The following is a 22,955-nucleotide window of genomic DNA, read 5'->3' as shown; positions in this document are numbered from 1 at the left end:
TTGTTACCAAAATGGGATAAGAGTTATAGCGTTCATAATAACAAAATAGATCAACAACATAAAAAATTATTTGAACTTGCTGCAAAAGTTGAATATATACTTGATAAGCCTGTATATAAAGATAAAATTAAAATTTTACTGACAGAATTTTTTAATTATATGAGATATCATTTTAATGATGAAGAAAAATATATGCTAACTATCAAATACCCTTATTTTGAAGAGCATTGTAAGATCCATAAAGAAATTACTCAATCTATGATAGAACTTATTCAAAATATAAAAACTACAAATGATTTAAAAGAGAAACTCTATCTTATGGTAAAAAAATGGCTTTTAGAGCATATACTTTATGAGGATATGAAAGTAGAAAAATGGAGAATAGGAGCTTTGAGTTCTGAGGATGGAACTGATATAAGTTTTGAAGAAGTTAAAGAAGAAGAAAATGACGAGTTGGCAATTTATTTTTATACTTGTCAATGTCTAGGAAAAATTCACGATGTGCCTTTTGGAATTCATAAAAAAATTCAAGATAGTAATGCTAAATTTAGATGCAAAAAATGCAATTGCATTATAGGATTTTTAAAACAAGGATAAAGAGATATTGATTTTTATATTTCTTTGCTAAAATTAGCTTAAATTTTTAATAAAGGAAATAAGATGTTAACTTTTTTTAAAGGTTTAGGTGTAGGTTTTTTATGCTTGTTGCTTTTTGTTTTAGGGGTTATTTTTAACGTTGAGTTTTTAAATAAGAAAAAAGATACAAATAGCAGTTTAAACTCAAATAGGTATTTAAGTTTTTCAAGAAACATTGAAGAAAGTTCAAAAATAAAACCTGATGTATTTAGTGCACATATCAATTTTTGGGCAAATGAGCTTTTAAGCACAAAAATTTCTTTAACCCAAGAAGAAAAAAGTCAAATTTCTAATACTTTTAATCAAATTTTACAAAGAGCTAAACAAGATAAATTTTGCACAGGCGGTTCGTATAGTTTAGAGCCAAATTTTTCTTATAAAGATGGGGTTCAAATTCCAAAAGGACAAAGGCTAAATGCTTATTTAAATTGCAATATAAAACCAGAAGAATTAAATGCATTTAATGCTTTTATTAATGATTTAAACGCCATTGTTGCAAAAAGTGAGTTTATAAGTGTTTCAATACCTTCTTTAGAGGCTAGATTTTCTGATGAGCTTTTAAAAGAAAGTAAAGAAAAGCTTTATGATAAACTTTTAACAAAATCATTAGAATATGAAAAAAAATATTCTAGCGATTTAAATAGAACCTGTACTTTAAGATCTTTAAATATCACTCAAAGACAATATGGTGCAACAATGCCAAGGGTTTTAAATTCAAGTGCTAAAATGGACGGAGTAGAACTTTCTTTACCTCTTGTAACAGAAGGGGATCAAAAATTAGAGGCTATCGTAAGTTACATTTGCAAATAAATAAAAATAAATCTTAACAATATTTTAAGTTTAATTTGTTAAGATTTCATCTTTACTTACTTGTTGTTTATAAAAGTTTTCTTTGCGGGAATAGCTCAGGGGTAGAGCACAACCTTGCCAAGGTTGGTGTCGCGAGTTCGATTCTCGTTTCCCGCTCCATTATCACCCGCCCGGGTGGTGGAATTGGTAGACACAAGGGACTTAAAATCCCTCGGAATTTTTCTTCCGTGCCGGTTCAAGTCCGGCCTCGGGCACCATATTCAAGGCGACATAGCCAAGCGGTAAGGCATGGGCCTGCAAAGCCTTGATCTCCGGTTCGAATCCGGATGTCGCCTCCAGCGATAGTTTTCTTTACATTTTTTCGGGAGATGGCTGAGTGGTCGAAAGCGGCGGTCTTGAAAACCGTTGAGGGTCACACCTCCAGGGGTTCGAATCCCTTTCTCCCGGCCACGTTTTGTTTTCTAGTTTCTAAATTTTGTTTTAAGAATTGAATTTTTATCTTTAGCTATTTTTTAAAAATTTAAAATCTTTGGAATTTTAAATTTTTAAAAATGTTTTAACTTTCAAATGCTCTATAATTTTTAAGCGAAATAAAAGTTTTAAAATATATATTTATAGATTTTATAATATTATTGCAAATACAGACTTAAAGGATAAAAATGAAATTAAATACTTTTTTTATATCTTTGGCCATAGTTTTGGCAAGTTTGATTTTAGCCTTTGGTTTTAATAAGGCTTTAAATGACTTTAAAACGCTTGAAAGAAGTGTAAGCGTAAAAGGTCTAAGTCAAAAAGATGTAGAAGCGGATACACTTATCTTTCCTATAAAATTTACAAGATCAAATAATAATCTTACAAATTTATACGAAGATTTGGAAAAAGATAAGCAAAATATACTTAGATTTTTGCAAGCTCAAGGTGTAAGGGCTGATGAGATAAGCTATAATGCCCCAAATATCATAGATAAATTAAGCGATCCTTATAGAAATGATAATATAGTAAGCTTTAGGTATGTGGGCACGGGAAATTTACTCATCTATACTAAAAATGTTAAACTTGGAAAAAGCATACTAGAAAAAATTTCAACGCTTGGCAAAGAAGGTATAGTGATAAAAATAGAAAATTATGAAATAGAATATCTTTATACAAAATTAAATGAGATAAAACCACAAATGATAGAAGAAGCAACGCTCAATGCCAGAAATGCAGCGATAAAATTCGCACAAGACTCAAATAGCCATCTTGGTAAGATAAAAAAGGCTTCTCAAGGGCAATTTAGTATCAGTAATAGAGACAAAAACACCCCTTATATCAAAACCATAAGAGTGGTTTCTACTATAGAATACTACTTAAAAGACTAATTATAAAGCTTAGCTAAGCCTTAAAAGCTTAGCTTGGCACTATAGAATTTTTTCGTGCGGTTTTTTGGAGTGAAAATATACAAAGCAAAAGAATAATGCTATATAAAATACTAGTGGATTTTATAACACCTTGCATATTTTCATCTTGTTTTATAATTTTTAAAATTTCTTCAAAGCTTACTTTGAAATTTAAAAGAGATAAAATATTTTTTAATTTATCTTGACTGTCTTTTTGATCAAAAAGAGCCATTTGCTCAGGTGATAGTTTTTCAGATATAGAAAAATTTCTTTTTATTCCATGTAAAAAATCTACTTCTTGAGTAAAATTTAATTTTAAAAATTGGTTAAGTTGAGCAGATACAACGCTATTGTTATTTTTATTGTCTATTTTTTCTATGATATTTTTTACATTTGATGTGTTATTTTCTAGTTCATTTAAGACCTTTTTATAACCACTTTCATATTTATCATCATACACTTTAGATAAAATTTCTTTTAATTTTTCTTTATTTGCTATTATCAAAGCCTTAGCTGAATTTAATTCTGTAAAAGAAATATTTATATATTCTTTAGTGAAATTAAAATCTTTTTGAGATAGTTTTGCAAGGTTTATAATAGCACTTGTATTTAAGTCATTTAACCTTTTTTCAAATTTACTTTCATAAAGTTTATCTGATGAAAAAATTCCTACAAAAGGATTGATAAGTTGAGGTTTTAAAATAACAACCCCAATTAGACAAATATAGGCAAACAATCTCGAAATAAAAACAAAAAGTTTAATTTTACAGATAAATAAAAGATAGGAAATTAATATACCTACAAAATAAATTAAAAAATAAAAAGCTGGAATGTATATTGGCGATAAAAATGATGCTATGCTGATTATAAAAAGACCACAAATAAGAAATAATAAAATAGCACCATGTTGATATAATTGCCTTGTAAGGCTAATAAAAATAATTAATAACATTAATAAAACGATATAATTCATTGCAGCTATTGTCATTGGATCAAAAGATAATATAAAATCCATATTATTTAAAAATAATAAGCTAAAAATAGCATATGATGAAATCATTAAAATTGTAAAATTTAAAATTTTTAAGAAATTTGTATGATGATTACTAGTATTCCTATAAACTTGCAATAAAATACAATCAAACCATAAAGTAAAATCTAGCATTTTTCTTCCAAAAGTCATTAATTTTTTTATACAATGATTAAATTTTACTTTCCAAAAAATTATAAACTTATTCCATTCTAAAGGTCTAAAAGATATATAAAAATAATAAAATAATTTTGATATTTTTATTAATATCTTTGTTATTATTTTTATTATTATAAAAATAGTGCAAAATAAATAAAATGGTAGAAATAATGTATGTGCCATTGGTAATAAAGAATAAAAAATTAAAGGCATTAACTTTGATTTTAATGCTTTCAGTCTTGAATAATTAAATTTTTCATAATCCTTAGGATTATATACTTGATTTTTAGATTCTTTTTTTAAATTGTCATTTTTATTTTTACTTAATTGAATTTCCAATTCTTTCTCTTTTGCGTAAAGCTCTAGCTTGTGCCATTCTTGAGCTTCTAATTTATTGTTTTGGGTGATTAAAACATCTTTTATAACCCTGAAAGAGTCTTTTAAATTTTTGGCATATCTTAATTGATGTTCGTTTTGAATTTTAAATTTCTCTTTTTTATCCTTGATTCTCTTGATTTCCCCTTTATAACTTTTATCTTGATAGTTATCTTCTATATATTTCTCCACTGATTTAAAATCTAGCTTATCTATATCGACATTGATTAAATTTACAGCTTTTGGTTCTTTAAAATAACAAGCACTGAAATTCGCAGCTTTTTCAAACCTCACTCCATAAAAACTAGCAGTTTTTTCAAATTCACACTCATTAAAATAAACATAATCTTTAAATATAGAATTATCAAAACTAGCTTCATTTTTAAAAGAACCCAACATATAAAATGATTTATAAAAAATACAATTTTTTATTTTAATACTTGACAAATATTCTTTAACATTAAAATAAAAAACATTTTTAAAAATACAACCATTAAATTTTATTTCGCCATTAATATTAGCCTTTCCAATGTCAATATCTCCATTAAATTTGCAACCAAAAAAATATAATTTATTGTTTAATTTAAATGTGTTATCTGTAACTAAATCATTATTTAAGCATATATAATCAAATTCACAATTTACAAAAACCAAAAAATTATTTGATGTATTATATAAATTAAAGTCTTCCCAAGAACCAAATTTACAATTAATAAATTTAATTTCATATTTAAAATCTGTATGCAATAAACTAGGAGGAAAATAATCAAATTTATATTCACTTATGCTTGGTCCATTGCATTCCACGGTTGGATAATGTATTTTTTCTTTATCAACTCTGCATATTTTAGAAACTATTTCAACGCCTTTTTCTGCTTCTTCTGGTGAAATTAAATCATCTCTTCCTTTATGCATATTACTTTCCTTCTATGATTTTTATTTCTTCTTCAGTGAGATTGTAAAGTTTATAAACCAAAGAATTGATTTTATTTTCTAGTTTTTGAGTATTTGCGTTTTTGTCTTGTTTTTTAGCTTTTAAAATCTCGTCGACTAAATTTACAAGCTCATCGACTATTTTTTGATTTTTGGAATTTATAGTTACTATAGGGATATTTAGCAAAGGCTCTTTGTCAATTTGATAATTATTGCCTTGCATTTTTCCTTTATGTTTTAACCAAAATGCTATAAGTTTTGAATTTAAAATAGCAGTTAAATATTTAACATTAATTCTTTGAGTTTTAATTACATAAAAAGTCGCTGAAACATAGCAATCAAAATCAACATAACTAAATTTAGGCTCACCTACGCATTTTCTAAGTGCTACTATTCTAGGACTTCCTGTAAAAAATTTTTCATCTCTTGCTCGGTGCAAACCATAAGGTTTATTATCAGAAGTGATAACCTTTTGAAATTTATCTAAATGTTTTTTCAAATTTGGATAATTATCCATAGAATTTGGATTTTTAAAAGATGAATTTGTATAAATAACCCAAAAATAATTATATCTTTTTACAAAATATTTTTGAATATTATCGCTTTCAAAAATTGGTTTTAAAAGTGTTTTTTCATTTTTTAAAAGATTTAAATTTTCTACTTCTTCATTTGTTAATTTTTGAATTCCCTGTCCTAAATAAAAATTATTTCCTAAAATTTCTAAAGATTTTTTATTTATATTTTCTTGAGGATAAACTATTCCTTGTGCTACTTCTTTTTCTTCAAGGTAAAATTTTCCATATTTTTGGATTTTGTTAAAAAGTTCTTCATAGTCGCTTTTTGTGAAATTCAAAGTTTTATCTATAAATTTTTTTGGAGTTAAATTTATGCTTAAAATTTCATTGTTTTGGGTTTTTTCATTTTTTAAAAGATTTATAACATCTTCATAAATTGGAGTTTGAGTTGTGATTTTAGCAAAATGAAATTCGTAATTTTTAGGCGGTTTTATTTTTTGAAATTGCATTATCATAGTTTGTATGCTTGCAGAATCAAACACCATAAAAGAACTAAAATCAACAAGGCTTAAAATTTGAGATTCTTCTAAAACTATATTGCGTAGTTTTTTAGCCCCTGAATTTGTAACCCAATTATTTGTAGCGATAAATGCTAAATATCCATTATTCTTAAGTATATCAAATCCACGCCCTACGAAATGATACCAAATATCCATTTTTCCTTGATAAGTTCTTAACTTTTTTGTATTGGCAAAAAGCTCTTTATTATCATTTTCTTTTATATAAGGTGGATTGCCAATGATTAGATCAAAGCCTTTGAAATTTCCATCATCGTCTAAAATTTCAGGGAATTCAAAACGCCATTCAAAAGGATGTGATTTTTCTAGTTCGAAAATACGCTCATAAAGCTCTAAAAGCTTTTTAAATTCTTTTCTTGCTACTTTTTCATCAAAACTGAATTCAAACATATTTTTAGAAAAAAAGCTTTTAAATTTTTCATCGTGATGTTCATCGGCCAAAAAATCGCCGTATTTTTTAGAATACTCGTTTGCCCCATTTGTGAGCTGTTTGATCTCTTTGTTAAATTTATCTTTCAAGCAAAAATTTTTAAAGCTTTCTTGGAGATTTTTTATTTCTTTGGCAATGAGATTTTTATCCGTGTAAAAGCCCTCTTTATAGTCTTTTACTATGCGTTTGTATTTGCTCATACGTTCTTTGATGTTTGGATAGTGACTTAGGCTTTTATCAATTTCAAAGTAAGATACCAAAGAATTCCCGCATTTTATGTTTATATCGATATTTGGTAGGGTTTTGAGATCGTGATAAGTTTCATCATCAAAGTTTTGGTAAAAGCTGTGTTTTAAAAGCTCTATCCAAAGCCTTAGCTTCGTGATCTCGCAAGAGTTTGGGTTGATATCAACCCCAAAAAGATTATTTTCTATGATGTCTTTTTTAGTATGAAAAAGTTCTTGTTGGATAAGATGGACTTTATCTTTAGGTGTGCTTGGACGTTTATACTCTATAAACTCGCCTTTTCTATCTGTGATGAGAATTTCATCGTTTTGCACTTCTAGGTAAAATTCTTCATCAAAAAGATTTAACTCATCATAAATGCTAAGCAAACAATTTAAAGCAGAAACTAGAAAATGCCCACTTCCTACGGCAGGATCGCAAATTTTTATGGAGTTTAAAAGCTCTTTTTGTATCTTTTTATCTTCTTTTTTTAAAGACTTTTTTAGTTCGCTTATATCCTTAGCATCAAGATCAAATTTAGCATTAAATTTATCAAGCACGATTTTTGTGATACTTTCTTTGCACATATAAGAAGTGATAAAGCTTGGCGTATAAAAACTTCCTTCTTTATAGCCGTTTAGTTTTTCAAAAACATTTCCTAAAACACTTGAGCTTATGAGTTCTTTTTGCCTTAGAATTTCGCTTTGTTCATCATCGCTACCAAAATCAAAGCTATCTAAAAATTCAAACAAATATTCTAAAAGCCCCACTTGTCCTTTTTTAGCCTTGCATTTGTCATCTTTTAATATAGTGTTTTTATAGTAATAAAGTTTTAAATCATTGCTTAGGCTTGAAATTTCAAGCGTATTTTCTATGCTTTGTTTTTCAAATAAAGAAGAATTTAGATAAGGCAGATAAGCAAATACACTTTTCTTTCTTTTGCTTTTTTCTTTAGCCAAAATCTCAAAGAAAAGTTCGCTAAGTTTGTCAAAATCAGGGATTTTTTTAAAATTTAAAAATTTCAAATTTTTATCATCATTAAAACGCACCAAATTTGACTCTATAAGTTTTAAAAATAAAATGCGATTTAGCCATAAGATTAAAAGTTTTAAAATGGTTTCAAAATCTTCTTTTTCAAGCTTAGAATTTATAGCAGTATAAAAAGTGCCTTGCTCTTCTTCACTCTCTTGGCTTTTTGTGATGATGAGTTTTGAGTTTTGTTTGCTCTCATAAAGCCCTAAGATGTATAAAAGCTCTTTGTAAAAGGCGTTATTTAAGGAATTTGCATCGTTGGGATTAAATTCATTGTGTAAAAAATCTTTATTAAAAATTTTAAAAATAGTTTTTAAATTTTTAAAATTTTGCTTTTCTTTGTCATTAAAGATCTTTAAATCTATAAAAAAGCCTTCTAAATTTTGCTTTTTATTTTCTATAAGCTTAGAGCATTCTTTGTAAAATTTTTCTGTGTTGTTGATAAGAGAGTTGTTATCATTAAAAGCATTAAGAAGTTTTTTGAAATTTGTATCATTGAAAAATAATTCTTCAAAAACTCTTGCCTTAAAAATATAAAATTCATAAAAATTAGTGATGATGATAAATTTTAGATTAAAATTATGTTCTCTTTCTCTAAGATAGTAAAGTATGCTTTCGCAAAGTGCCTTTGAATTTAAAGAATTTGGCGTGATAAATTCTTTAGAGCCTTGTTTTTTAGCTTCTATAATAACTTCTAGCTCTTCTTTATTGATAAGACTTAGATCAATCTCACTTTTTCCTTTTTGTTTATGTTTTATAGCGGTATTAAAATTTAAAGCTTTTAAAAAGGGTGCAAGAGCATTAGCCACTAGATAATCTTCATTTTGATTTTTAGAGTTTTTAAGATCATCTAAGTAAATGTTTAAAAGCTTTTTGAAACTATCAAATTCATTTTGTGTGATTTGTTTTTTAAAATAATAAGGATTAAAAAAATCTTTTTGATTTAAATTGATAAATTTCATAAAAATCCTTTAAAATAAGCAAATTAAAGTATAATGACTTCTTCTTCTAATAAAATTCCAAATTTTTCAAAAACTCTTTTCTTAGCAAGTTCTATAAGAAAAAATGCATCATCAAAGCTGGCGTTTTTTTTATTGATTAAAAAATTGGCGTGTTTATCACTTAGCATAGCGTCATTTTTACTAAAACCTTTAAGTCCTACAGCTTCGATTAAGGCTCCTGCGAAATTATCTTTTGGATTTTTAAAGATAGATCCAAAGCTTGCACCGCTTGGTTGGTTGTTTCTGGCATTTTTTAAAAACTCGTCTTTTGTTTTATCAAAGCCAAAGAAAAGTTTAAATTCAGCCCAAAAAAAAGGCGTTTGCAAAGGACAAAAGCGGTAAGCAAAATTTATATTTTCACGCATAATTTCGCCTTCGGCAGTGGCGATTTTGATCAAATTTTGACTGATGCATTCTTCTTTAAGCCCTGCATTCATTTTTAAAAGTCCCCCAAGTGTGCCTGGGATTTTTTGTAAAAACTCAAAGCCTAAAAGATTATTTTCTTTAGCAAAGCGATAAATTTTACTCGCTTTTGTTTTGCAACCTATGCGTAAGATGAGAAAGTCTTTATTTTTATCAAGTATTTCTATAAAATCAAAAATATCTCCTAAAATCCCCATTTTTTTAGGTTTTGGGCTAATTAGTAAATTATTTGCTCCACCTATTAAAAAGCCATCAAATTCTTCTATTTTATTTAAAACTTGAACTTCAAATTTATCACCTATACGCACTGAAGAGTATTTTTTAAAATCTATGATCATTTAATAAAAGTTGGAATTTGATTTAAAATATTTTCGGTAAATTCTATCATTGTTGTTGTCATCCAAGGCATCAAAAAGATGATTACAATTACAACTAAAATAATTTTTGGAACAAAAGAAAGTGTCATTTCATTTATCTGTGTTGTAGCTTGAAAAATACTTATAATAAGTCCTGCTATAAGTCCTGCAAGAAGCATAGGTAAAGAGATTAACAGTGTAACTTTAAAAGTAGCAACCCCAAGGGCTACAAGAGTGCTTTCATCCATAATTTTCCTTTAAGAATATCTAGCATTTTCATATTCGCTAGGAATAAGATAATCATTTGTGTGGATTATTTTATCATAAAACTTATGTTCATATCCTAGTTTAAAAAGTGTATCAAGGGCTTTGGTTTGAATTTCGTTTAAATAAATAGAATTTTGATTGGCATATAAAGATAAATAAGTTTTAAGTTTTAATTCATCTACACGTATAAATTTTCTTTCCATTAGCATAGGGATTAAAATTTTAGAATTTAGATGAGCTATTTTAACAGCATTTATGAGATCTTTTTCTATTTTGATTGCGTCTGTGATAGGCAAAGAGCGACGTAAGGCCATTCCGCCTAAAGGTAAGGGCAGATTTTCTTTTGCGAATTCTAGCCAAATATCCCAAAGTTCTACTTCTACACAAAGTTTTGTATCAAATTCTAAAATGCTTTCATGGATTAAAACTCCAGCATCGACCTCACCTTCTAATACTGCTTTTTCAATTTCTAAGAAATTTTTATAAATAATTCTAGCTTCTGGATACTTTATACGAAAAATTAAAGCATTTGTAGTATTTACTCCACTTAGTGCTACTTTAAAATTTCTTTTTAGTTTCGTTTCTTTTTTCTTAATGAGTTTTGGCCCATAACCCTCTCCAAAGCTCATAGCTGTGCGTAAAAGTGCGTATTCTTTAGCGATTAAGGGATAAAGAGCAAAAGAAATAGCACTAACATCATAGTAGTTTTGAAGAGCAAATTCATTTAGACTTTGTATATCTAAAGCTTTATTTTTATAATCAAATTCATTGCCAATCCAGCCAAATTTAATCGCCATATACATAAAAATATCATCAGCATCAGGAGAATGAGCTATTGTGATTGTTTTTTTCATTGGTGAGTTAATCCTTGATTTTTCTTAAATAAAATATTTTATAAAATTTCATTTAAAAATTCATAAAAACTTTAATTTTTGTAATCTTTCAATAAAAATAAAAACTTATAGTTTTTAATAAAATAATTTTTAAGTAATGCATTATTTAGCTTTATTTTGTTAAAATTCAAATTAAATTTTTTTAAGGGAAAATAATGGATGATAATAAAAGAAAATCCTTAGATGCTGCTTTAAAAAGTCTTGATAAAGCTTTTGGAAAAGGAACTATTTTAAGACTTGGCGATAAAGAAGTTGAGCAAATTGATAGTATTAGCACTGGTTCGGTAGGACTTGATTTAGCCTTGGGAATAGGAGGAATTCCAAAGGGGAGAATCATTGAAATTTATGGACCTGAAAGCTCAGGTAAGACAACGCTTACTTTACATATCATTGCAGAGTGTCAAAAAGCAGGGGGTGTTTGTGCATTTATTGATGCAGAGCATGCTTTAGATGTGAAATATGCTAAAAATTTAGGGGTAAATACAGACGATCTTTATATTTCTCAACCTGATTTTGGGGAGCAGGCTTTAGAGATTGTAGAAACTATAGCTAGAAGTGGAGCTATTGATTTAATTGTAGTTGATAGTGTGGCAGCTCTTACTCCAAAGGCTGAAATAGAAGGAGACATGGGCGATCAGCATGTAGGGCTTCAAGCAAGGTTGATGTCTCAGGCTTTAAGAAAACTTACAGGGATAGTACATAAAATGAATACTACGGTTATTTTTATTAACCAAATTCGTATGAAAATAGGTGCTATGGGTTATGGAACGCCTGAAACAACTACTGGTGGAAATGCTTTAAAATTTTATGCCTCTGTGCGTTTAGATGTAAGAAAAGTCGCTAGTTTAAAACAAAGTGAAGAAGTAATTGGAAATCGTGTTAAGGTTAAAGTGGTTAAAAACAAAGTTGCTCCACCTTTTAGACAGGCCGAATTTGATGTAATGTTTGGAGAAGGTTTAAGTCGCGAAGGTGAACTTATAGATTATGGTGTTAAGCTAGATATAGTAGATAAAAGTGGAGCGTGGTTTTCTTATAAAGATAAAAAATTAGGGCAGGGTAGAGAGAATTCAAAAGCTTTCTTAAAAGAAAATCCACAAGTTGCAGAAGAGATTACTAAAGAAATACAAAATTCTATCGGTATTGAGGGGATGATAAGTTCTTCACAAGATGAGGAGGAGGAATAAAATGTTGATAATAGAAGATGTAAGGGCGTTTGAGGTTTTAGATAGTAGGGCAAATCCTACAATAAAAACAGAGATAGTATTAAATGATGGTAGTGTAGGTTCAGCTATAGTTCCAAGTGGTGCAAGTACTGGTTCAAAAGAAGCTTTAGAGCTTAGAGATAATGATGAAAGATTTAATGGAAAAGGAGTATTAAAGGCTATTTCCAATGTTAATGAACTTATAGCCGAAAATATTATAGGACTTGATGCTTATGATCAAGTTCAATTAGATGAAACTTTAAAAGAGCTTGATGGCACAAATAATTATGCAAATTTAGGAGCTAATGCAACTTTAGGCGTTTCTATGGCTTTAGCACGTGCAGCGGCTAATTCTTTAAATATACCTTTATATAGATATTTAGGCGGTGTAAATGCAAGCATTTTACCTGTCCCAATGTGCAATATTATCAATGGCGGAGCTCATGCGAATAATAATATTGATTTTCAAGAATTTATGATTATGCCTTTTGGTTTTACAAGTTTTAAAGAAGCTTTGCGTTCTGTTTGCGAAATTTATGCATCTCTTAAGAAAGAATTGGCCTCTTTAGGACATTCTACAGCATTAGGAGATGAAGGGGGATTTGCTCCTAATTTGGCTAATAATGAAGAAGCTTTAAATCTTTTAATGACTTGTATTAAAAAAACAGGTTATGAAAAAAATATAAAATTAGCTCTTGATGTTGCAAGTAGCGAGTTTTATAAGGATGGAAGCTATCATTTAGAAGGAAAAACTTTCTCAAGCGATGATTTAATTGAAAAATATATAGAGCTTTGTTCAAAATATCCAATTTGTAGTATAGAAGATGGTTTAGCTGAAAATGATTTTGAAGGTTGGGTAAAACTTACTCAGAAATTAGGAGATAAAATTCAGCTTGTGGGCGATGATTTATTTGTAACCAATGAAAATATTTTAAGAGAGGGTATTCTTAAAAAAATGGCAAATGCTGTTCTTATAAAGCCAAATCAAATAGGAACTATTACAGAAACTATGAGAACAGTGCGTTTAGCGCATAGAAACAATTATAAATGCATTATGTCTCATAGATCAGGAGAAAGCGAAGATACTTTTATAGCTGATTTTGCTGTAGCTTTAAATACGGGTCAGATTAAGACAGGAGCTTTAGCAAGAGGAGAAAGAACTGCTAAATACAATCGTTTATTAGAAATTGAACTTCAAAATGATGAATATTTGGGAGAAAGACTCTGAGTGATTTATTAAAAGAATATGACGAAAGTACCAAGAAAAAAAGTCTTTATTTTAATATTTTTAAAATGCTTTTATGGGCAATTTTTGTGATTATTGGGGCTATTTATTTTGGTAATATGCTTTTTGGTCAATATTCTTTAGATACTATGCTTTCTTTAGAAGCAACAAAAGAGAATTTAAATAAAAAAATTCTTTTACTAAAAGAGCAAAATGCCAAAGCACAAAAAGAATACTTTGAGTTGAAAGGTTTGTATCCAAATGAAAATTAAATTATTATATATTTTATTGTTTTTATATGCTTTTGCAAACGCTAAAAATCCTTTTGATATAGAACAAAATTTAAGTGATAATATCATAATCCCAGAATCTTTTCAAAAAGAAGAAGTTAAATTTAATTCAAGTGCAAGAATTCTTAAAGGCGTTACTTTTCATTATATTAATCTTGATGGAAGCGAGAGCGACTTAAATCTTGATATCAATAAAAGCATAGATTGGCATGATCGTTATGTCTTAACAAGAGTAAAAGCCCCTGATCCTTCTAAAATTTTAGATGTTTCTGTGACTATACCAGAGAAAAATAATTCTAAATCAGATTTAAATACTTCTGTTAGCATAGAACTTCCTATACAAACAGATAAAATATATGATTTCATAGCTTATACAACTTATAAAAATAAGATCAAATTTAGCACAAGCGATGAAATATTATCTGATTTTTCAATAGGAAATCCTAGCAAGATTGTTTTAGATTTTAAATCAGATAATATTCAGCCAACTAAAAATATTAGACTTAAAGACTCTTTATTTAAAAGAATAGATTTTGGATCTCATAAAGGATACTATCGTTTGGTGATTTATTTAGATGGAAAATATAGTTATAAAATTCAAAAAGATTCTACGGGTTATATCATAAATTTGCTATAGATGAGAAATATTGCATTATTAATCTTTTTTATTTCTTTTTCGAAGGCGGTTTTATTATTTGATACCTATGATGAAAAATTTTTTGATAAAGAAGATATAAAAACTTATGTAATGAGTGAAAAACTTGATGGAGTAAGAGGAATTTGGGATGGCAGAGTGTTTAAAACGCGTAAAAACTATCCTATATTTGTCCCTTTGTTTTTTGCTCAAAATTTTCCAAATTTTGCTCTTGATGGGGAATTATGGATACAAAGAGCAAGTTTTGATCAAATTTCAGCCCTTATAAGAAAAAATGAAATCAATAATACGCTTTGGGAAAAAGTAACTTACAATGTTTTTGATGTTCCAAACGCTTGTGAAGAATTTAAGCTTAAAGAATGTACTTTATTAAATCGTTTAGAAGTTTTGCAAGAGTATTTAAAAAAATATCCTAATCCTTATATAAAAATTATTCCTCAAATTTTTATTAAAGATAAAAAACATTTGAATAATTTTTATGAAAATATTATAAAAAATGGTGGCGAAGGAGTTATAGTAAGAAAAAATTCTATGTCTTATGAGAATAAAAGATCAAATTTTTCTTTAAAATTAAAACCTTTTTTTGATGATGAATGTAAAGTTGTAGGTTATACAAAAGGAAAAGGTAAATATGAGAATAAAATTGGAGCTTTATTGTGTGAGTTGCCTAATACAAAAATCATTAAAATTGGTTCAGGACTTAAAGATAACGATAGAGAAAATCCTCCAAAAATAGGTTCTATCATCACTTATAAATTTAATGGATTGACAAAAAATTCTTTACCACGTTTTCCTATATTTTTGCGTGTTAGGGAATAATAAATTCTTGACTTGTATTATTTTTTATGCTAGAATGTTAGCTTTTTAACTCGGGGTGTAGCGCAGTCTGGTTAGCGCACTTGGTTTGGGACCAAGGGGCCGAAGGTTCGAATCCTTTCACCCCGACCATTTTTATAAATATTTATAAAAAATGGTGAGTGTAGCTCAGTCGGTTAGAGCATCAGATTGTGGTCCTGAGGGTCGTGGGTTCAATTCCCATCACTCACCCCACTAAGCGCTCGTAGCTCAACTGGATAGAGCGACAGACTTCGGATCTGTAGGTTATGGGTTCGATTCCTATCGGGCGCACCACCACTTCTTATATATGCGTTCATAGCTCAGCTGGATAGAGCAACGGCCTTCTAAGCCGTAGGTCAGAGGTTCGAATCCTCTTGAGCGTACCACTTTTGCGGATGTGGTGAAATTGGCAGACACGCCAGACTTAGGATCTGGTGCAGCAATGCGTGAAGGTTCAAGTCCTTTCATCCGCACCATTTGTAATTCTTAAAACAATTGATTTCCAAATTTTATGATTAAAATTATTTTCTTATTAAAACTTTGTTAAAAAATATTTAGAATTTGAAAATTTATAACAATTTTCATTGTTTTTGGTTTTATTTATCTTAATAAGGTTTAAAATAAAATTTATAAAATATTTTAGCTTAATAGAATTGTGTAAAATTTTAAATTTAAATAGTTATCTTAATAAATCTTTAATTGGAATTTTATATAAATGCTCTAAATTAAATGTTTATTATATTGCTTGTATCCATAATTTGAATAAAATGTAACCAAAATTTATTTAAGTTGTGGAATTTCTTTAATATAAATTAGTTGTCAGCATAAAGGAATTAATAAGAAAAAGCCAGAGAATAAAATAAATAAAAATGTTTAATCTCAAATTTAGATGATAATTTAATAGATTAACAATTGGACAAGCAATCATTAGCAGTGTCTTTAGTTTTTTAAAATTGTAATACTTGTAAAAGCGATGATTTTTTAGTATAAATCTTTTAAATATTTGAGCCAATAAAATAAATTTTTACCCATCATTCCTCACTATCAAAGACTTTGGGAGTTTGAAAAAATTGATTAATTCTTTTTCTTTCTCTCTCATCTCTCCCTTGTCTATTTCGTGATCAAAACCTATTAAGTGAAGCATGGCGTGGATAAAAAGTAAGCTTATTTCTTCTTCATAAGTGTGATTGAATTCTTTTGCTTTTTCTTTGGCTAATTCAGTATTTATTACTATGGATCCTAGGGGTAAATTTTTAGCTATATCTACAAGTGGAAAAGAAAGCACATCAGTGCTTTTATCGATCCCTCTTTGTTCTAAATTTAAATTACGCATTTGTTCATTGTTTAAAAAAATAAGTTCAACATCTTTAGAACTTATTTTTTGGGCAATTTTTTCTAAAAAATCAACATTTTCATCACAAATTATCATTTTAAAATCCTTCTTTGATAATAGAATAAATTTTTTCTATCTCTTCGTCATTAAAAATACTAGAATTTTTATATTTATAAAATTCTTCAAGTTTTTTTTGATTAAATGAATAGCCTAAAGCACAATAATGATGAGAGGGCAAAAAAGCTCTTAAAAGTGTAATTTCATTTTTTATCGGTTCCTCGCAAGAAAAACAGATAAAATTTTTATGAAGTCTGCCTTCAAATTCCAATATTTTTATATAAGCATCTATAATTATACGTTTTGGATTTTGTTTTAAAAATTTTATGGCACTTTCATTTAAAAGTTCAAAATAAAAAGAATCAAGCTCTTCTATACCCCTTAAATGCTGGTAAAAAAGACGTATAAATTCTTGCCATAAAAACATTTTTTCTCTTTGTAAAATCCAAGTAAAACTAAGATGCATAACATCTTTAAGACGTGGTAAAAAGTTGGGATTTTCATCTAGAGAAAAATCGATTTTATATCCATTTAAAATACTTGAATGTCTAAGCCCATAAAAGCGATAGGTTTTAAGTAAGGCTTTAGCGCTTAAAATATAAACGATCAAATCCTCATCTTTAATTTTTTGAGTATGTAAAATAAAACCCTGCATAAGCTAAATTAAATCTTTGTATTTTAAATAAAGCGAATCCGAAATTTTTTTGATTTCTTTTTTTAGTTTTAAATCATCAATAAAACAAGAATTATCTTGATAAACTTGAGCCCCTTCTAAAATATAAAAATGAAGTTTTGCTTTTAAAATTACTTCTTTTTTGATTTCATCGTTTTTTTTAATTTTTTCTACTTGAATGATATCTGATTTATCTCCATAGTGTCCGCCACCTTGGAATTCTAAAACAGCAAATGGCTTTGTGGATTTATTTTTAAAATCTTTGATAACAAATAAAAAATCAACTACTAAATCAGAATATGCTTTCCAAACTTCATCCTCTTTGTCATCTTTTAAAAAGCTTTTTAAAGAGATTTGCGGAAAAACTATAAAGTTATTTTTAATATCTTCGCAAAAAATCAATTCCTTATAAATTAAAAATTCTCCAATACCCATAAGCTTATCTTTACTGAAAATACTGCATTTTTTAACTAAATCAAGCTTATATTCTTTGCTTTTTTTGTATTCTGATATTTTTTCTTCTTGTTTCTTTTTTTCTAAGAAAAATTGATTTTTAATTTTTTTATTTTTTTCTTTTTGGATTTGTTTTAAAATAATTCGCTTTAAATTTTTATTGGTTTTGTTTTGATTATTTATTTTAAAAACTAAGATAAAAATAATCACGATTAAAATTATTATAAGTATGATCATTGACTTAAACCTATATTATTTTAATTCCATATGTTTTTAAAAGGTTAAAAGAGGAGTTTTCTAAATTTGTATCGAAACTAGCACTGGCTTCTTTATATAAAAATATTTTTGCATCAGGCTTTGCACTAAAAGCTAAAATGATATTACAAAAAACACAAATATGCGATACAAGTCCACAAAAATAAAGTTCTTTATATTCGCTTTTGCTAATGAAATTTGCAAGCTCTAAACTTCCAAAAGTATTTTTATAAAATATTTTTTTGGCTTTTGGTATATATTTTTGTAAATTTGTAGGCATTTGCCACCCTGGTGTATTTTGAATGCAATGTTTTATAGGTATTAATTTTCCCTCATTAGAATTTAAATAATTGCTATCATGTGTATCAAAAGTGATTAGTAAATCTGTATTATTAAAGTCAATATTATCTAATAAATTTAAAATTTTATTTTCTATTTTTAAAGCTTTTTCAAACCCTAAGCTTCCTGTAACGAAATCATTTTGATAGTCTATAAGCGCAAAAGCTTTTTTCATATGTTTTGAAGCCAGAAACTCTCTGTATGTAAATTTTCAAATGCAGTTTTTAGACTTGTAAAAAGCTTAGGATAATCTTTTTCTAAATTAGCTAAGATTTGTTTTGCTTCTTCTCTTGCATGAGGGAATTTAACATTTCTTTCGCTTAATTTCATACCAGGACAAAATTCATTGCCAATAACTTCAAGTTCATTTTGTAAAGCATTTTCTCTAAGCTGTCTTTCTCTTACAAAGATTAAAGGGCGTATTACTATAATGCCGCGTTTACTTTTATAAATTGGCGCCAAAGTTCTTAAAGCCCCATTGTGGATAAAATTCATAAAAAAGCTTTCAGCTGCATCATCTAAATGATGAGCTATGGCAAGTTTGTTAAAATTATTTTCTAAAGCATAAGTGTATAAAGCTCCTCGACGCATTCTTGAAAAATAACTACAAAAACTAGAATTTTTTCTTATAGTATCTTCAGAAACTTCATAAATATTAGAATCAAGAATGCTATGATCAATACCATGCTCTTTGCAATGATGATTTAAACGAGAGTAATCCTCGCCCATTCCATAACTTAGAGTGACAGCTTTAAGTTCAAATTTAAAAGGAGCGTGAGCTTGCATGCGCTTTAAAAGATGAGCCAAGGCTAAAGAATCTTTTCCTCCACTTAAGCCTAAAAGAACTCTATCGCCTTCATTGATAAGACTAAATTTAGCATTGGCTTTAGCTACTTGACGGATGAGTTTTTTGCTAAGATTTATCATAGTTTTTCGCACATTTTAAGCACAAAATTAGCTGAAATTTTGGCAGAATTAACAACAAATTCATCAAAATCAAATTCAGCTTTTTCTCCGGCTTTATCACTCATTGCTCTTAAAATAAAACAAGGTGTATTTAAAGCATCACAAACCAAAGCTACGCTCGCTCCTTCCATTTCGCAAGCATCAGCATTAAAAATTTTTTTAATTTTTGCTTTTTTTGCTTCATCGCAAATAAATTCATCGCCAGTTGCGATAATGCCTGCTTTTAATTTTATATTTAATTCTTTAGCTACTTCTAGGGCAATATTATTTAATTTTTCATTAGTTTTAATAAAAATTTCATTTCCTGGAACAAAACCTAAAGGATGGCCAAAAGCAGTAATATCTAAATCATATTGAACAAGTTTTGTTGCATAAAGCAAATCGCCTATTTCAAGCTCGGGATTAAAAGCACCAGCAACTCCTGTAAAAAGTAAAGCTTGGGCTTTAAATTTTTCTATCATTATGCTTGCACTTAGAGTTGAATTTACTTTGCCTATTTTAGAATAAGCTAAAATTAATTCATGATTTTTGTAATTTGCTGTGTAATAAATATTATTAGCATATTTTATACTATTGTAATCTTTTAAAATTTCAAGTAAAGGTGTTATTTCTTCTTCCATTGCGCCTAAAATCGCTATTTTCATGATTTTATTTCCTTTAAAAAAGTTTCTATTTCATTAAGGTTGGTTAGAGAATAAGTCGGTTTAGTGGTGATTTTTTTATTAAGTCCTTGTAAAATTTTAGAGCCAAATTCTATAAAATAAGAAGTTTCATTTTCTATCGTTTTTATACTTTGTTTATAAAGCACAGGAAATACAAGTTGAGCTTTTAGCAAATTTAAGGCTTCTTCTTTACTTGAGTAAGGTTTGGCGTTTACATTTGAGATAATTGTTTGAAAATTTGGTTTTAAAACTTTTTCGAGTTCTTTATAAAGTTTTAAAGAAGCATTTTCTAAAAGAGGACAATGACTTGCTACACTCATATTTAAAAGCATAGCTCTTTTAGCCCCAGCATTTTTAAATTCATTTTCATAACTTAATAAATCAGCTTTTAATCCAGCTATAACGATTTGTCCTTCGCAATTATAGTTTGCAGCAAAAATTTGCTTATTTTCAACTCTTGCTTTTTCGCATAGTTTTTCTATACTTTCATCATCAAGACCTAGAACAACCATCATACCTGCTTCAATCTTGGCACAATCTTCTTGCATGAAAAGCCCTCTTTGGTGTACAAGTTTGAGTGCTTCAAGAAAATCAAGCCCACCACTTATAGCTAAAGCAGAAAATTCACCTAAAGAATGTCCTAAAGAAATTTTTGCTTTTAAATTCGGTTCTAATTCATTTAAGGTATTATAAGCCATTAAAGAAGTTAAAAGTATTGCAGGTTGAGTGAACTGACTCTTGTTTAAATCATCGTTTTCTTCAAATAAAAGGTGTTTAAAATTAATTTTTAAAAAATCGCTTGCATGATCTAAAAGTTCTTTGGCGCTTTTAGAATTTTCGTAGAAGTCTTTACCCATGCCAAGACTTTGAGAGCCTTGACCTGGAAAAATAAATGTATAATTCATATTAATGGCAACCACACCCACCATGACCACCGCAGCATCCACCGCCTTTATGTTCATGATGATGTTTATGTTCATGATTATTTCCACAACCGCAACTATGACTTCCTGCAATAATTCCTGTAAGAATTTCATCTTCGCTTGCTGGTCTTACATCAACAAGATTAAGAGAAAAAAGTAAATCACGTCCAGCATATGGATGATTATAATCAATAGTAACACTGTCTTCTTTTATATCCTTAACACTAACGCGAACATTTTCCCCATTTTCGCCTTCTCCAAAAAGTTCCATTCCTATTTTAAGATCAATACCAGCAAATTGTTCTTTTGGTAAGATTTGGATAGCGTTTGCATCGTATTCTCCTAAAGCTTTGTCTTTTTTAATAAGAATTTCTGTATTAGAAGGACAGTCTAATTTCGCAATTTCTTCTTCTAAAGAATCTAAAATTTGTCCTTTTCCAAGTATAAAAGAAATAGGTTGAGCGTAAAGATTTGATTCTAAAACCTCGTTTGTATTAGCATCTTTTAGTTCATAAAACATAGAAACAACATTATTTTTTTCAATGGCCATTTTTTCCTCCTTATTTACGATTTGGCGAAGCTTTTGCTTCAGGCGAATTAGGATAATTAGTTTTTAAAGCTTTGTAAAAACTATTTGCTGTTTTAGGATCTCCAATTTTATCCAAAGAAATAGCTGTATGATAAAGTAGCTTAGGAAAATAGTCTCCTTTGGTGCTTATGGCTGAGCTTTTTTTATAGAAAACAATTGCATTATTATAATTTTTTTGTTTGTATTCTATTTCACCAAAGTAAAAATTAACTCTAGCTGGTTTGTAATGTTTTTGAAGTAGATAGTTTAATTTAAGCTTCATTTCTTCAAATTTATTTTGATTTAAGTCTAAAATAGCAAGATCTAAAATTTTGCTATGATTTTCTTTTTTCCAACTTTCATCATGTATTATTTTTTGTTTTTGTTCTTCTAAGGCTGACTTAGAACTCTGGTTATTTTCTATAACACTTGTATTGATGTCTTTTTGCGAATTAATATTGTTATAATTTTTTTCCATTTCTTTTTTTGAAACATAATCTGCATTAATGGAATCAACTAAAGTGCTTAATTCTGCTAAAACTTTTTTAAATTGCTTATTATTGCTTTCTTGAATTTTTCTACTTTCTTCTACATATGATTTTAAATTATTGATTTCTTGTGTGAAATTATTTTCTAAATTTTCGTAGTATTGTTCTGATTGATTGAGGCGAGAATTTATTTTTGTATATTGTGAATTGATGCCTTCAATGGTGCTTTGCAATCCCTCTATTCTTTCATTTGCTTCATTTATTCTTGCATTAACTTCGGAATAATTATTATTTAAAGTATCAAGCTTTTGTTTGATTGTTTTTTCATTTTGTGTTAAGCCATAGGAAGAATCATTTGCAAAATTACCTGCGCCAAAAGCAGAATTCTCTGCATAAACAAAAGTAGCTCCTATTAAAAGAGCTACTGATAATATTTTTTTCATTATATTTATTTTGCTAATTTAAATTCTGCACGTCTGTTTTGTGCATCGCAAGCTTTTGTTTTTTCTGTACATACAGGGTTAGTTTCTCCGTAGCTTTTAATAGAAATTCTATCTGCATTTACACCTTGAGAAACTAAAGCTTCTTTTACAGCTTTAGCTCTTTTTAAACCTAAAGCTTGATTATATTCATCTGTTCCCCACTCGTCACAGTTTCCTTCAACTGTTATGCTAACACCACTTACCTCAGTATTGAAAATATTTGCATTATCTTGAATTACTGACTGCATATCAGATCTAATATTGAATTTATCAAAGTCAAAATAAACTTTATTTAAAGTGTCATTTAATCTATTGATTTTACTATCAATACTTTCAAAAGTATCACTACTTCCGCTACCTGGTTTAGAATCAACAGAACTATCACTCTCTACAGTGGTGCTTTTTGTGCTACAGCCACTAATGATTACTGCAAAAGCGGCAATCGAAGTTAAAAGAATTTTTTTCATTTTATAACCTTTCAAAAATTAATAAATTCATTAGATTA

The 22,955-nt window shown here is 28.2% G+C and carries 23 protein-coding genes and 9 tRNA genes; 17 read left to right on the top strand and 15 right to left on the bottom strand.

Features of this window, described 5'->3' with window-relative positions; all coding sequences use genetic code 11:
* The 7 genes from DU473_RS01645 (at position 1) to DU473_RS01615 (ending at position 2,807) form a co-directional block, all read left to right on the top strand.
* Positions 1-597, top strand: a complete 597-nt coding sequence (locus DU473_RS01645) for a bacteriohemerythrin (RefSeq protein WP_131164001.1) — start codon at positions 1-3, stop codon at positions 595-597.
* Positions 598-660: 63 nt separating this feature from the next.
* Positions 661-1,446, top strand: a complete 786-nt coding sequence (locus DU473_RS01640; protein ID WP_131164002.1) for a hypothetical protein — start codon at positions 661-663, stop codon at positions 1,444-1,446.
* Between the two features lie 84 nt (positions 1,447-1,530).
* A tRNA-Gly gene (locus tag DU473_RS01635) sits at positions 1,531-1,605 on the top strand.
* Between the two features lie 9 nt (positions 1,606-1,614).
* A tRNA-Leu gene (locus DU473_RS01630) sits at positions 1,615-1,703 on the top strand.
* A gap of 7 nt (positions 1,704-1,710) precedes the next feature.
* Positions 1,711-1,784: transfer RNA gene (locus DU473_RS01625), tRNA-Cys, on the top strand.
* Between the two features lie 24 nt (positions 1,785-1,808).
* Positions 1,809-1,896: transfer RNA gene (locus DU473_RS01620), tRNA-Ser, on the top strand.
* A gap of 209 nt (positions 1,897-2,105) precedes the next feature.
* The gene (locus DU473_RS01615; protein ID WP_131164003.1) at positions 2,106-2,807 is read left to right on the top strand and encodes an SIMPL domain-containing protein; all 702 of its coding nucleotides are present in this window, start codon (positions 2,106-2,108) and stop codon (positions 2,805-2,807) included.
* 28 nt (positions 2,808-2,835) lie between these two features.
* Here the strand turns inward: DU473_RS01615 and DU473_RS01610 are convergent, their stop codons facing one another.
* Genes DU473_RS01610 through DU473_RS01590 form a run of 5 tightly spaced genes read right to left on the bottom strand, consistent with a single transcriptional unit; the run spans position 2,836 to position 11,003 of the window.
* Entirely contained in the window at positions 2,836-5,304 is a 2,469-nt protein-coding gene (locus DU473_RS01610; protein WP_131186424.1) for a pentapeptide repeat-containing protein, read from the bottom strand.
* A 1-nt stretch (position 5,305) separates the two neighbouring features.
* Positions 5,306-9,064, bottom strand: a complete 3,759-nt coding sequence (locus tag DU473_RS01605; RefSeq protein ID WP_131186423.1) for a type IIG restriction enzyme/methyltransferase — start codon at positions 9,062-9,064, stop codon at positions 5,306-5,308.
* Positions 9,065-9,087: 23 nt separating this feature from the next.
* Positions 9,088-9,864: a UDP-N-acetylmuramate dehydrogenase gene (locus DU473_RS01600; protein WP_131186422.1), complete on the bottom strand. Its 777-nt coding sequence runs from the start codon at positions 9,862-9,864 to the stop codon at positions 9,088-9,090.
* Positions 9,861-10,130: a flagellar biosynthesis protein FliQ gene (fliQ, locus tag DU473_RS01595; protein WP_131164006.1), complete on the bottom strand. Its 270-nt coding sequence runs from the start codon at positions 10,128-10,130 to the stop codon at positions 9,861-9,863. Before fliQ ends, DU473_RS01600 begins: the two co-directional genes overlap by 4 nt.
* 9 nt (positions 10,131-10,139) lie before the next feature.
* Positions 10,140-11,003: a menaquinone biosynthesis family protein gene (locus DU473_RS01590; RefSeq protein WP_131186421.1), complete on the bottom strand. Its 864-nt coding sequence runs from the start codon at positions 11,001-11,003 to the stop codon at positions 10,140-10,142.
* 194 nt (positions 11,004-11,197) lie between these two features.
* Here DU473_RS01590 and recA point away from each other — a divergent pair, with 194 nt between their 5' ends.
* The 10 genes from recA to DU473_RS01540 all read left to right on the top strand — a co-directional run bounded on the left by recA (position 11,198) and on the right by DU473_RS01540 (position 15,727).
* Positions 11,198-12,226 (top strand): recombinase RecA, encoded by a 1,029-nt coding sequence (recA, locus tag DU473_RS01585; protein ID WP_131164008.1) that lies wholly within the window; start codon positions 11,198-11,200, stop codon positions 12,224-12,226.
* A 1-nt stretch (position 12,227) separates the two neighbouring features.
* Entirely contained in the window at positions 12,228-13,472 is a 1,245-nt protein-coding gene (eno, locus tag DU473_RS01580) for a phosphopyruvate hydratase (protein WP_131164009.1), read from the top strand.
* 65 nt (positions 13,473-13,537) lie between these two features.
* Positions 13,538-13,741, top strand: a complete 204-nt coding sequence (locus tag DU473_RS01575) for a hypothetical protein (RefSeq protein ID WP_131164010.1) — start codon at positions 13,538-13,540, stop codon at positions 13,739-13,741.
* Positions 13,731-14,396 (top strand): AMIN domain-containing protein, encoded by a 666-nt coding sequence (locus tag DU473_RS01570; RefSeq protein ID WP_131164011.1) that lies wholly within the window; start codon positions 13,731-13,733, stop codon positions 14,394-14,396. Before DU473_RS01575 ends, DU473_RS01570 begins: the two co-directional genes overlap by 11 nt.
* A complete protein-coding gene (locus tag DU473_RS01565) occupies positions 14,397-15,233 on the top strand; it encodes a DNA ligase (RefSeq protein ID WP_131164012.1) in 837 nt (278 codons plus the stop codon).
* 51 nt (positions 15,234-15,284) lie between these two features.
* Positions 15,285-15,362 (top strand) — tRNA-Pro (locus DU473_RS01560).
* Between the two features lie 25 nt (positions 15,363-15,387).
* A tRNA-His gene (locus tag DU473_RS01555) sits at positions 15,388-15,464 on the top strand.
* Positions 15,465-15,468: 4 nt separating this feature from the next.
* Positions 15,469-15,545: transfer RNA gene (locus DU473_RS01550), tRNA-Arg, on the top strand.
* A 15-nt stretch (positions 15,546-15,560) separates the two neighbouring features.
* Positions 15,561-15,637: transfer RNA gene (locus tag DU473_RS01545), tRNA-Arg, on the top strand.
* 5 nt (positions 15,638-15,642) lie between these two features.
* A tRNA-Leu gene (locus tag DU473_RS01540) sits at positions 15,643-15,727 on the top strand.
* Positions 15,728-16,275: 548 nt separating this feature from the next.
* Here DU473_RS01540 and ybeY read toward each other — a convergent pair.
* Genes ybeY through pal form a run of 10 tightly spaced genes read right to left on the bottom strand, consistent with a single transcriptional unit; the run spans position 16,276 to position 22,917 of the window.
* Entirely contained in the window at positions 16,276-16,680 is a 405-nt protein-coding gene (ybeY, locus tag DU473_RS01535) for an rRNA maturation RNase YbeY (RefSeq protein WP_131164013.1), read from the bottom strand.
* 1 nt (position 16,681) lies between these two features.
* Positions 16,682-17,296, bottom strand: a complete 615-nt coding sequence (recO, locus tag DU473_RS01530) for a recombination protein RecO (protein ID WP_131164014.1) — start codon at positions 17,294-17,296, stop codon at positions 16,682-16,684.
* A 3-nt stretch (positions 17,297-17,299) separates the two neighbouring features.
* Positions 17,300-18,004: a DUF2726 domain-containing protein gene (locus DU473_RS01525; RefSeq protein WP_131186420.1), complete on the bottom strand. Its 705-nt coding sequence runs from the start codon at positions 18,002-18,004 to the stop codon at positions 17,300-17,302.
* Positions 18,005-18,014: 10 nt separating this feature from the next.
* Positions 18,015-18,536 carry a cysteine hydrolase family protein gene (locus tag DU473_RS01520; RefSeq protein WP_131164016.1) on the bottom strand — a complete coding sequence of 174 codons (522 nt, stop codon included), beginning with the start codon at positions 18,534-18,536 and terminating at the stop codon, positions 18,015-18,017.
* Complete coding sequence (locus DU473_RS01515) at positions 18,533-19,288, bottom strand: tRNA 2-thiocytidine biosynthesis TtcA family protein (protein WP_131164017.1); 756 nt, start codon at positions 19,286-19,288, stop codon at positions 18,533-18,535. The genes DU473_RS01520 and DU473_RS01515 overlap by 4 nt, the downstream gene beginning before the upstream one ends.
* Positions 19,285-19,974, bottom strand: coding sequence for a 5'-methylthioadenosine/adenosylhomocysteine nucleosidase (locus DU473_RS01510; RefSeq protein WP_187347520.1), 690 nt, complete (start codon positions 19,972-19,974; stop codon positions 19,285-19,287). The genes DU473_RS01515 and DU473_RS01510 overlap by 4 nt, the downstream gene beginning before the upstream one ends.
* Positions 19,968-20,894, bottom strand: a complete 927-nt coding sequence (gene fabD, locus DU473_RS01505) for an ACP S-malonyltransferase (RefSeq protein WP_131164019.1) — start codon at positions 20,892-20,894, stop codon at positions 19,968-19,970. The genes DU473_RS01510 and fabD overlap by 7 nt, the downstream gene beginning before the upstream one ends.
* 1 nt (position 20,895) lies before the next feature.
* On the bottom strand, positions 20,896-21,462 hold the full coding sequence (locus DU473_RS01500; RefSeq protein ID WP_131186418.1) for an FKBP-type peptidyl-prolyl cis-trans isomerase: 567 nt from the start codon (positions 21,460-21,462) through the stop codon (positions 20,896-20,898).
* A 10-nt stretch (positions 21,463-21,472) separates the two neighbouring features.
* Positions 21,473-22,411, bottom strand: a complete 939-nt coding sequence (locus tag DU473_RS01495; protein WP_131164021.1) for a tetratricopeptide repeat protein — start codon at positions 22,409-22,411, stop codon at positions 21,473-21,475.
* A gap of 5 nt (positions 22,412-22,416) precedes the next feature.
* Positions 22,417-22,917 (bottom strand): peptidoglycan-associated lipoprotein Pal, encoded by a 501-nt coding sequence (gene pal, locus DU473_RS01490; RefSeq protein WP_131164022.1) that lies wholly within the window; start codon positions 22,915-22,917, stop codon positions 22,417-22,419.
* Between the last annotated feature and the right edge of the window lie 38 nt (positions 22,918-22,955).

The organism is Campylobacter novaezeelandiae (genome assembly GCF_004323845.1).
In the GTDB taxonomy this organism is placed as follows: domain Bacteria; phylum Campylobacterota; class Campylobacteria; order Campylobacterales; family Campylobacteraceae; genus Campylobacter_D; species Campylobacter_D novaezeelandiae.
The sequence above is the reverse complement of the archived record's forward strand: the minus strand, read 5'-3'. Positions and strand labels throughout refer to the sequence as shown.

What these genes read in the sequence shown, in the direction of transcription:
- DU473_RS01640 (WP_131164002.1), top strand. Translation starts at nt 661, where the DNA reads ATGTTAACTTTTTTTAAAGGTTTAGGTGTAGGTTTTTTATGCTTGTTG.
- DU473_RS01615 (WP_131164003.1), top strand. Translation starts at nt 2,106, where the DNA reads ATGAAATTAAATACTTTTTTTATATCTTTGGCCATAGTTTTGGCAAGT.
- DU473_RS01610 (WP_131186424.1), bottom strand. Translation starts at nt 5,304, where the DNA reads ATGCATAAAGGAAGAGATGATTTAATTTCACCAGAAGAAGCAGAAAAA.
- DU473_RS01605 (WP_131186423.1), bottom strand. Translation starts at nt 9,064, where the DNA reads ATGAAATTTATCAATTTAAATCAAAAAGATTTTTTTAATCCTTATTAT.
- DU473_RS01600 (WP_131186422.1), bottom strand. Translation starts at nt 9,864, where the DNA reads ATGATCATAGATTTTAAAAAATACTCTTCAGTGCGTATAGGTGATAAA.
- fliQ (WP_131164006.1), bottom strand. Translation starts at nt 10,130, where the DNA reads ATGGATGAAAGCACTCTTGTAGCCCTTGGGGTTGCTACTTTTAAAGTT.
- DU473_RS01590 (WP_131186421.1), bottom strand. Translation starts at nt 11,003, where the DNA reads ATGAAAAAAACAATCACAATAGCTCATTCTCCTGATGCTGATGATATT.
- recA (WP_131164008.1), top strand. Translation starts at nt 11,198, where the DNA reads ATGGATGATAATAAAAGAAAATCCTTAGATGCTGCTTTAAAAAGTCTT.
- eno (WP_131164009.1), top strand. Translation starts at nt 12,228, where the DNA reads ATGTTGATAATAGAAGATGTAAGGGCGTTTGAGGTTTTAGATAGTAGG.
- DU473_RS01575 (WP_131164010.1), top strand. Translation starts at nt 13,538, where the DNA reads ATGCTTTTATGGGCAATTTTTGTGATTATTGGGGCTATTTATTTTGGT.
- DU473_RS01570 (WP_131164011.1), top strand. Translation starts at nt 13,731, where the DNA reads ATGAAAATTAAATTATTATATATTTTATTGTTTTTATATGCTTTTGCA.
- DU473_RS01565 (WP_131164012.1), top strand. Translation starts at nt 14,397, where the DNA reads ATGAGAAATATTGCATTATTAATCTTTTTTATTTCTTTTTCGAAGGCG.
- ybeY (WP_131164013.1), bottom strand. Translation starts at nt 16,680, where the DNA reads ATGATAATTTGTGATGAAAATGTTGATTTTTTAGAAAAAATTGCCCAA.
- recO (WP_131164014.1), bottom strand. Translation starts at nt 17,296, where the DNA reads ATGCAGGGTTTTATTTTACATACTCAAAAAATTAAAGATGAGGATTTG.
- DU473_RS01525 (WP_131186420.1), bottom strand. Translation starts at nt 18,004, where the DNA reads ATGATCATACTTATAATAATTTTAATCGTGATTATTTTTATCTTAGTT.
- DU473_RS01520 (WP_131164016.1), bottom strand. Translation starts at nt 18,536, where the DNA reads ATGAAAAAAGCTTTTGCGCTTATAGACTATCAAAATGATTTCGTTACA.
- DU473_RS01515 (WP_131164017.1), bottom strand. Translation starts at nt 19,288, where the DNA reads ATGATAAATCTTAGCAAAAAACTCATCCGTCAAGTAGCTAAAGCCAAT.
- fabD (WP_131164019.1), bottom strand. Translation starts at nt 20,894, where the DNA reads ATGAATTATACATTTATTTTTCCAGGTCAAGGCTCTCAAAGTCTTGGC.
- DU473_RS01500 (WP_131186418.1), bottom strand. Translation starts at nt 21,462, where the DNA reads ATGGCCATTGAAAAAAATAATGTTGTTTCTATGTTTTATGAACTAAAA.
- DU473_RS01495 (WP_131164021.1), bottom strand. Translation starts at nt 22,411, where the DNA reads ATGAAAAAAATATTATCAGTAGCTCTTTTAATAGGAGCTACTTTTGTT.
- pal (WP_131164022.1), bottom strand. Translation starts at nt 22,917, where the DNA reads ATGAAAAAAATTCTTTTAACTTCGATTGCCGCTTTTGCAGTAATCATT.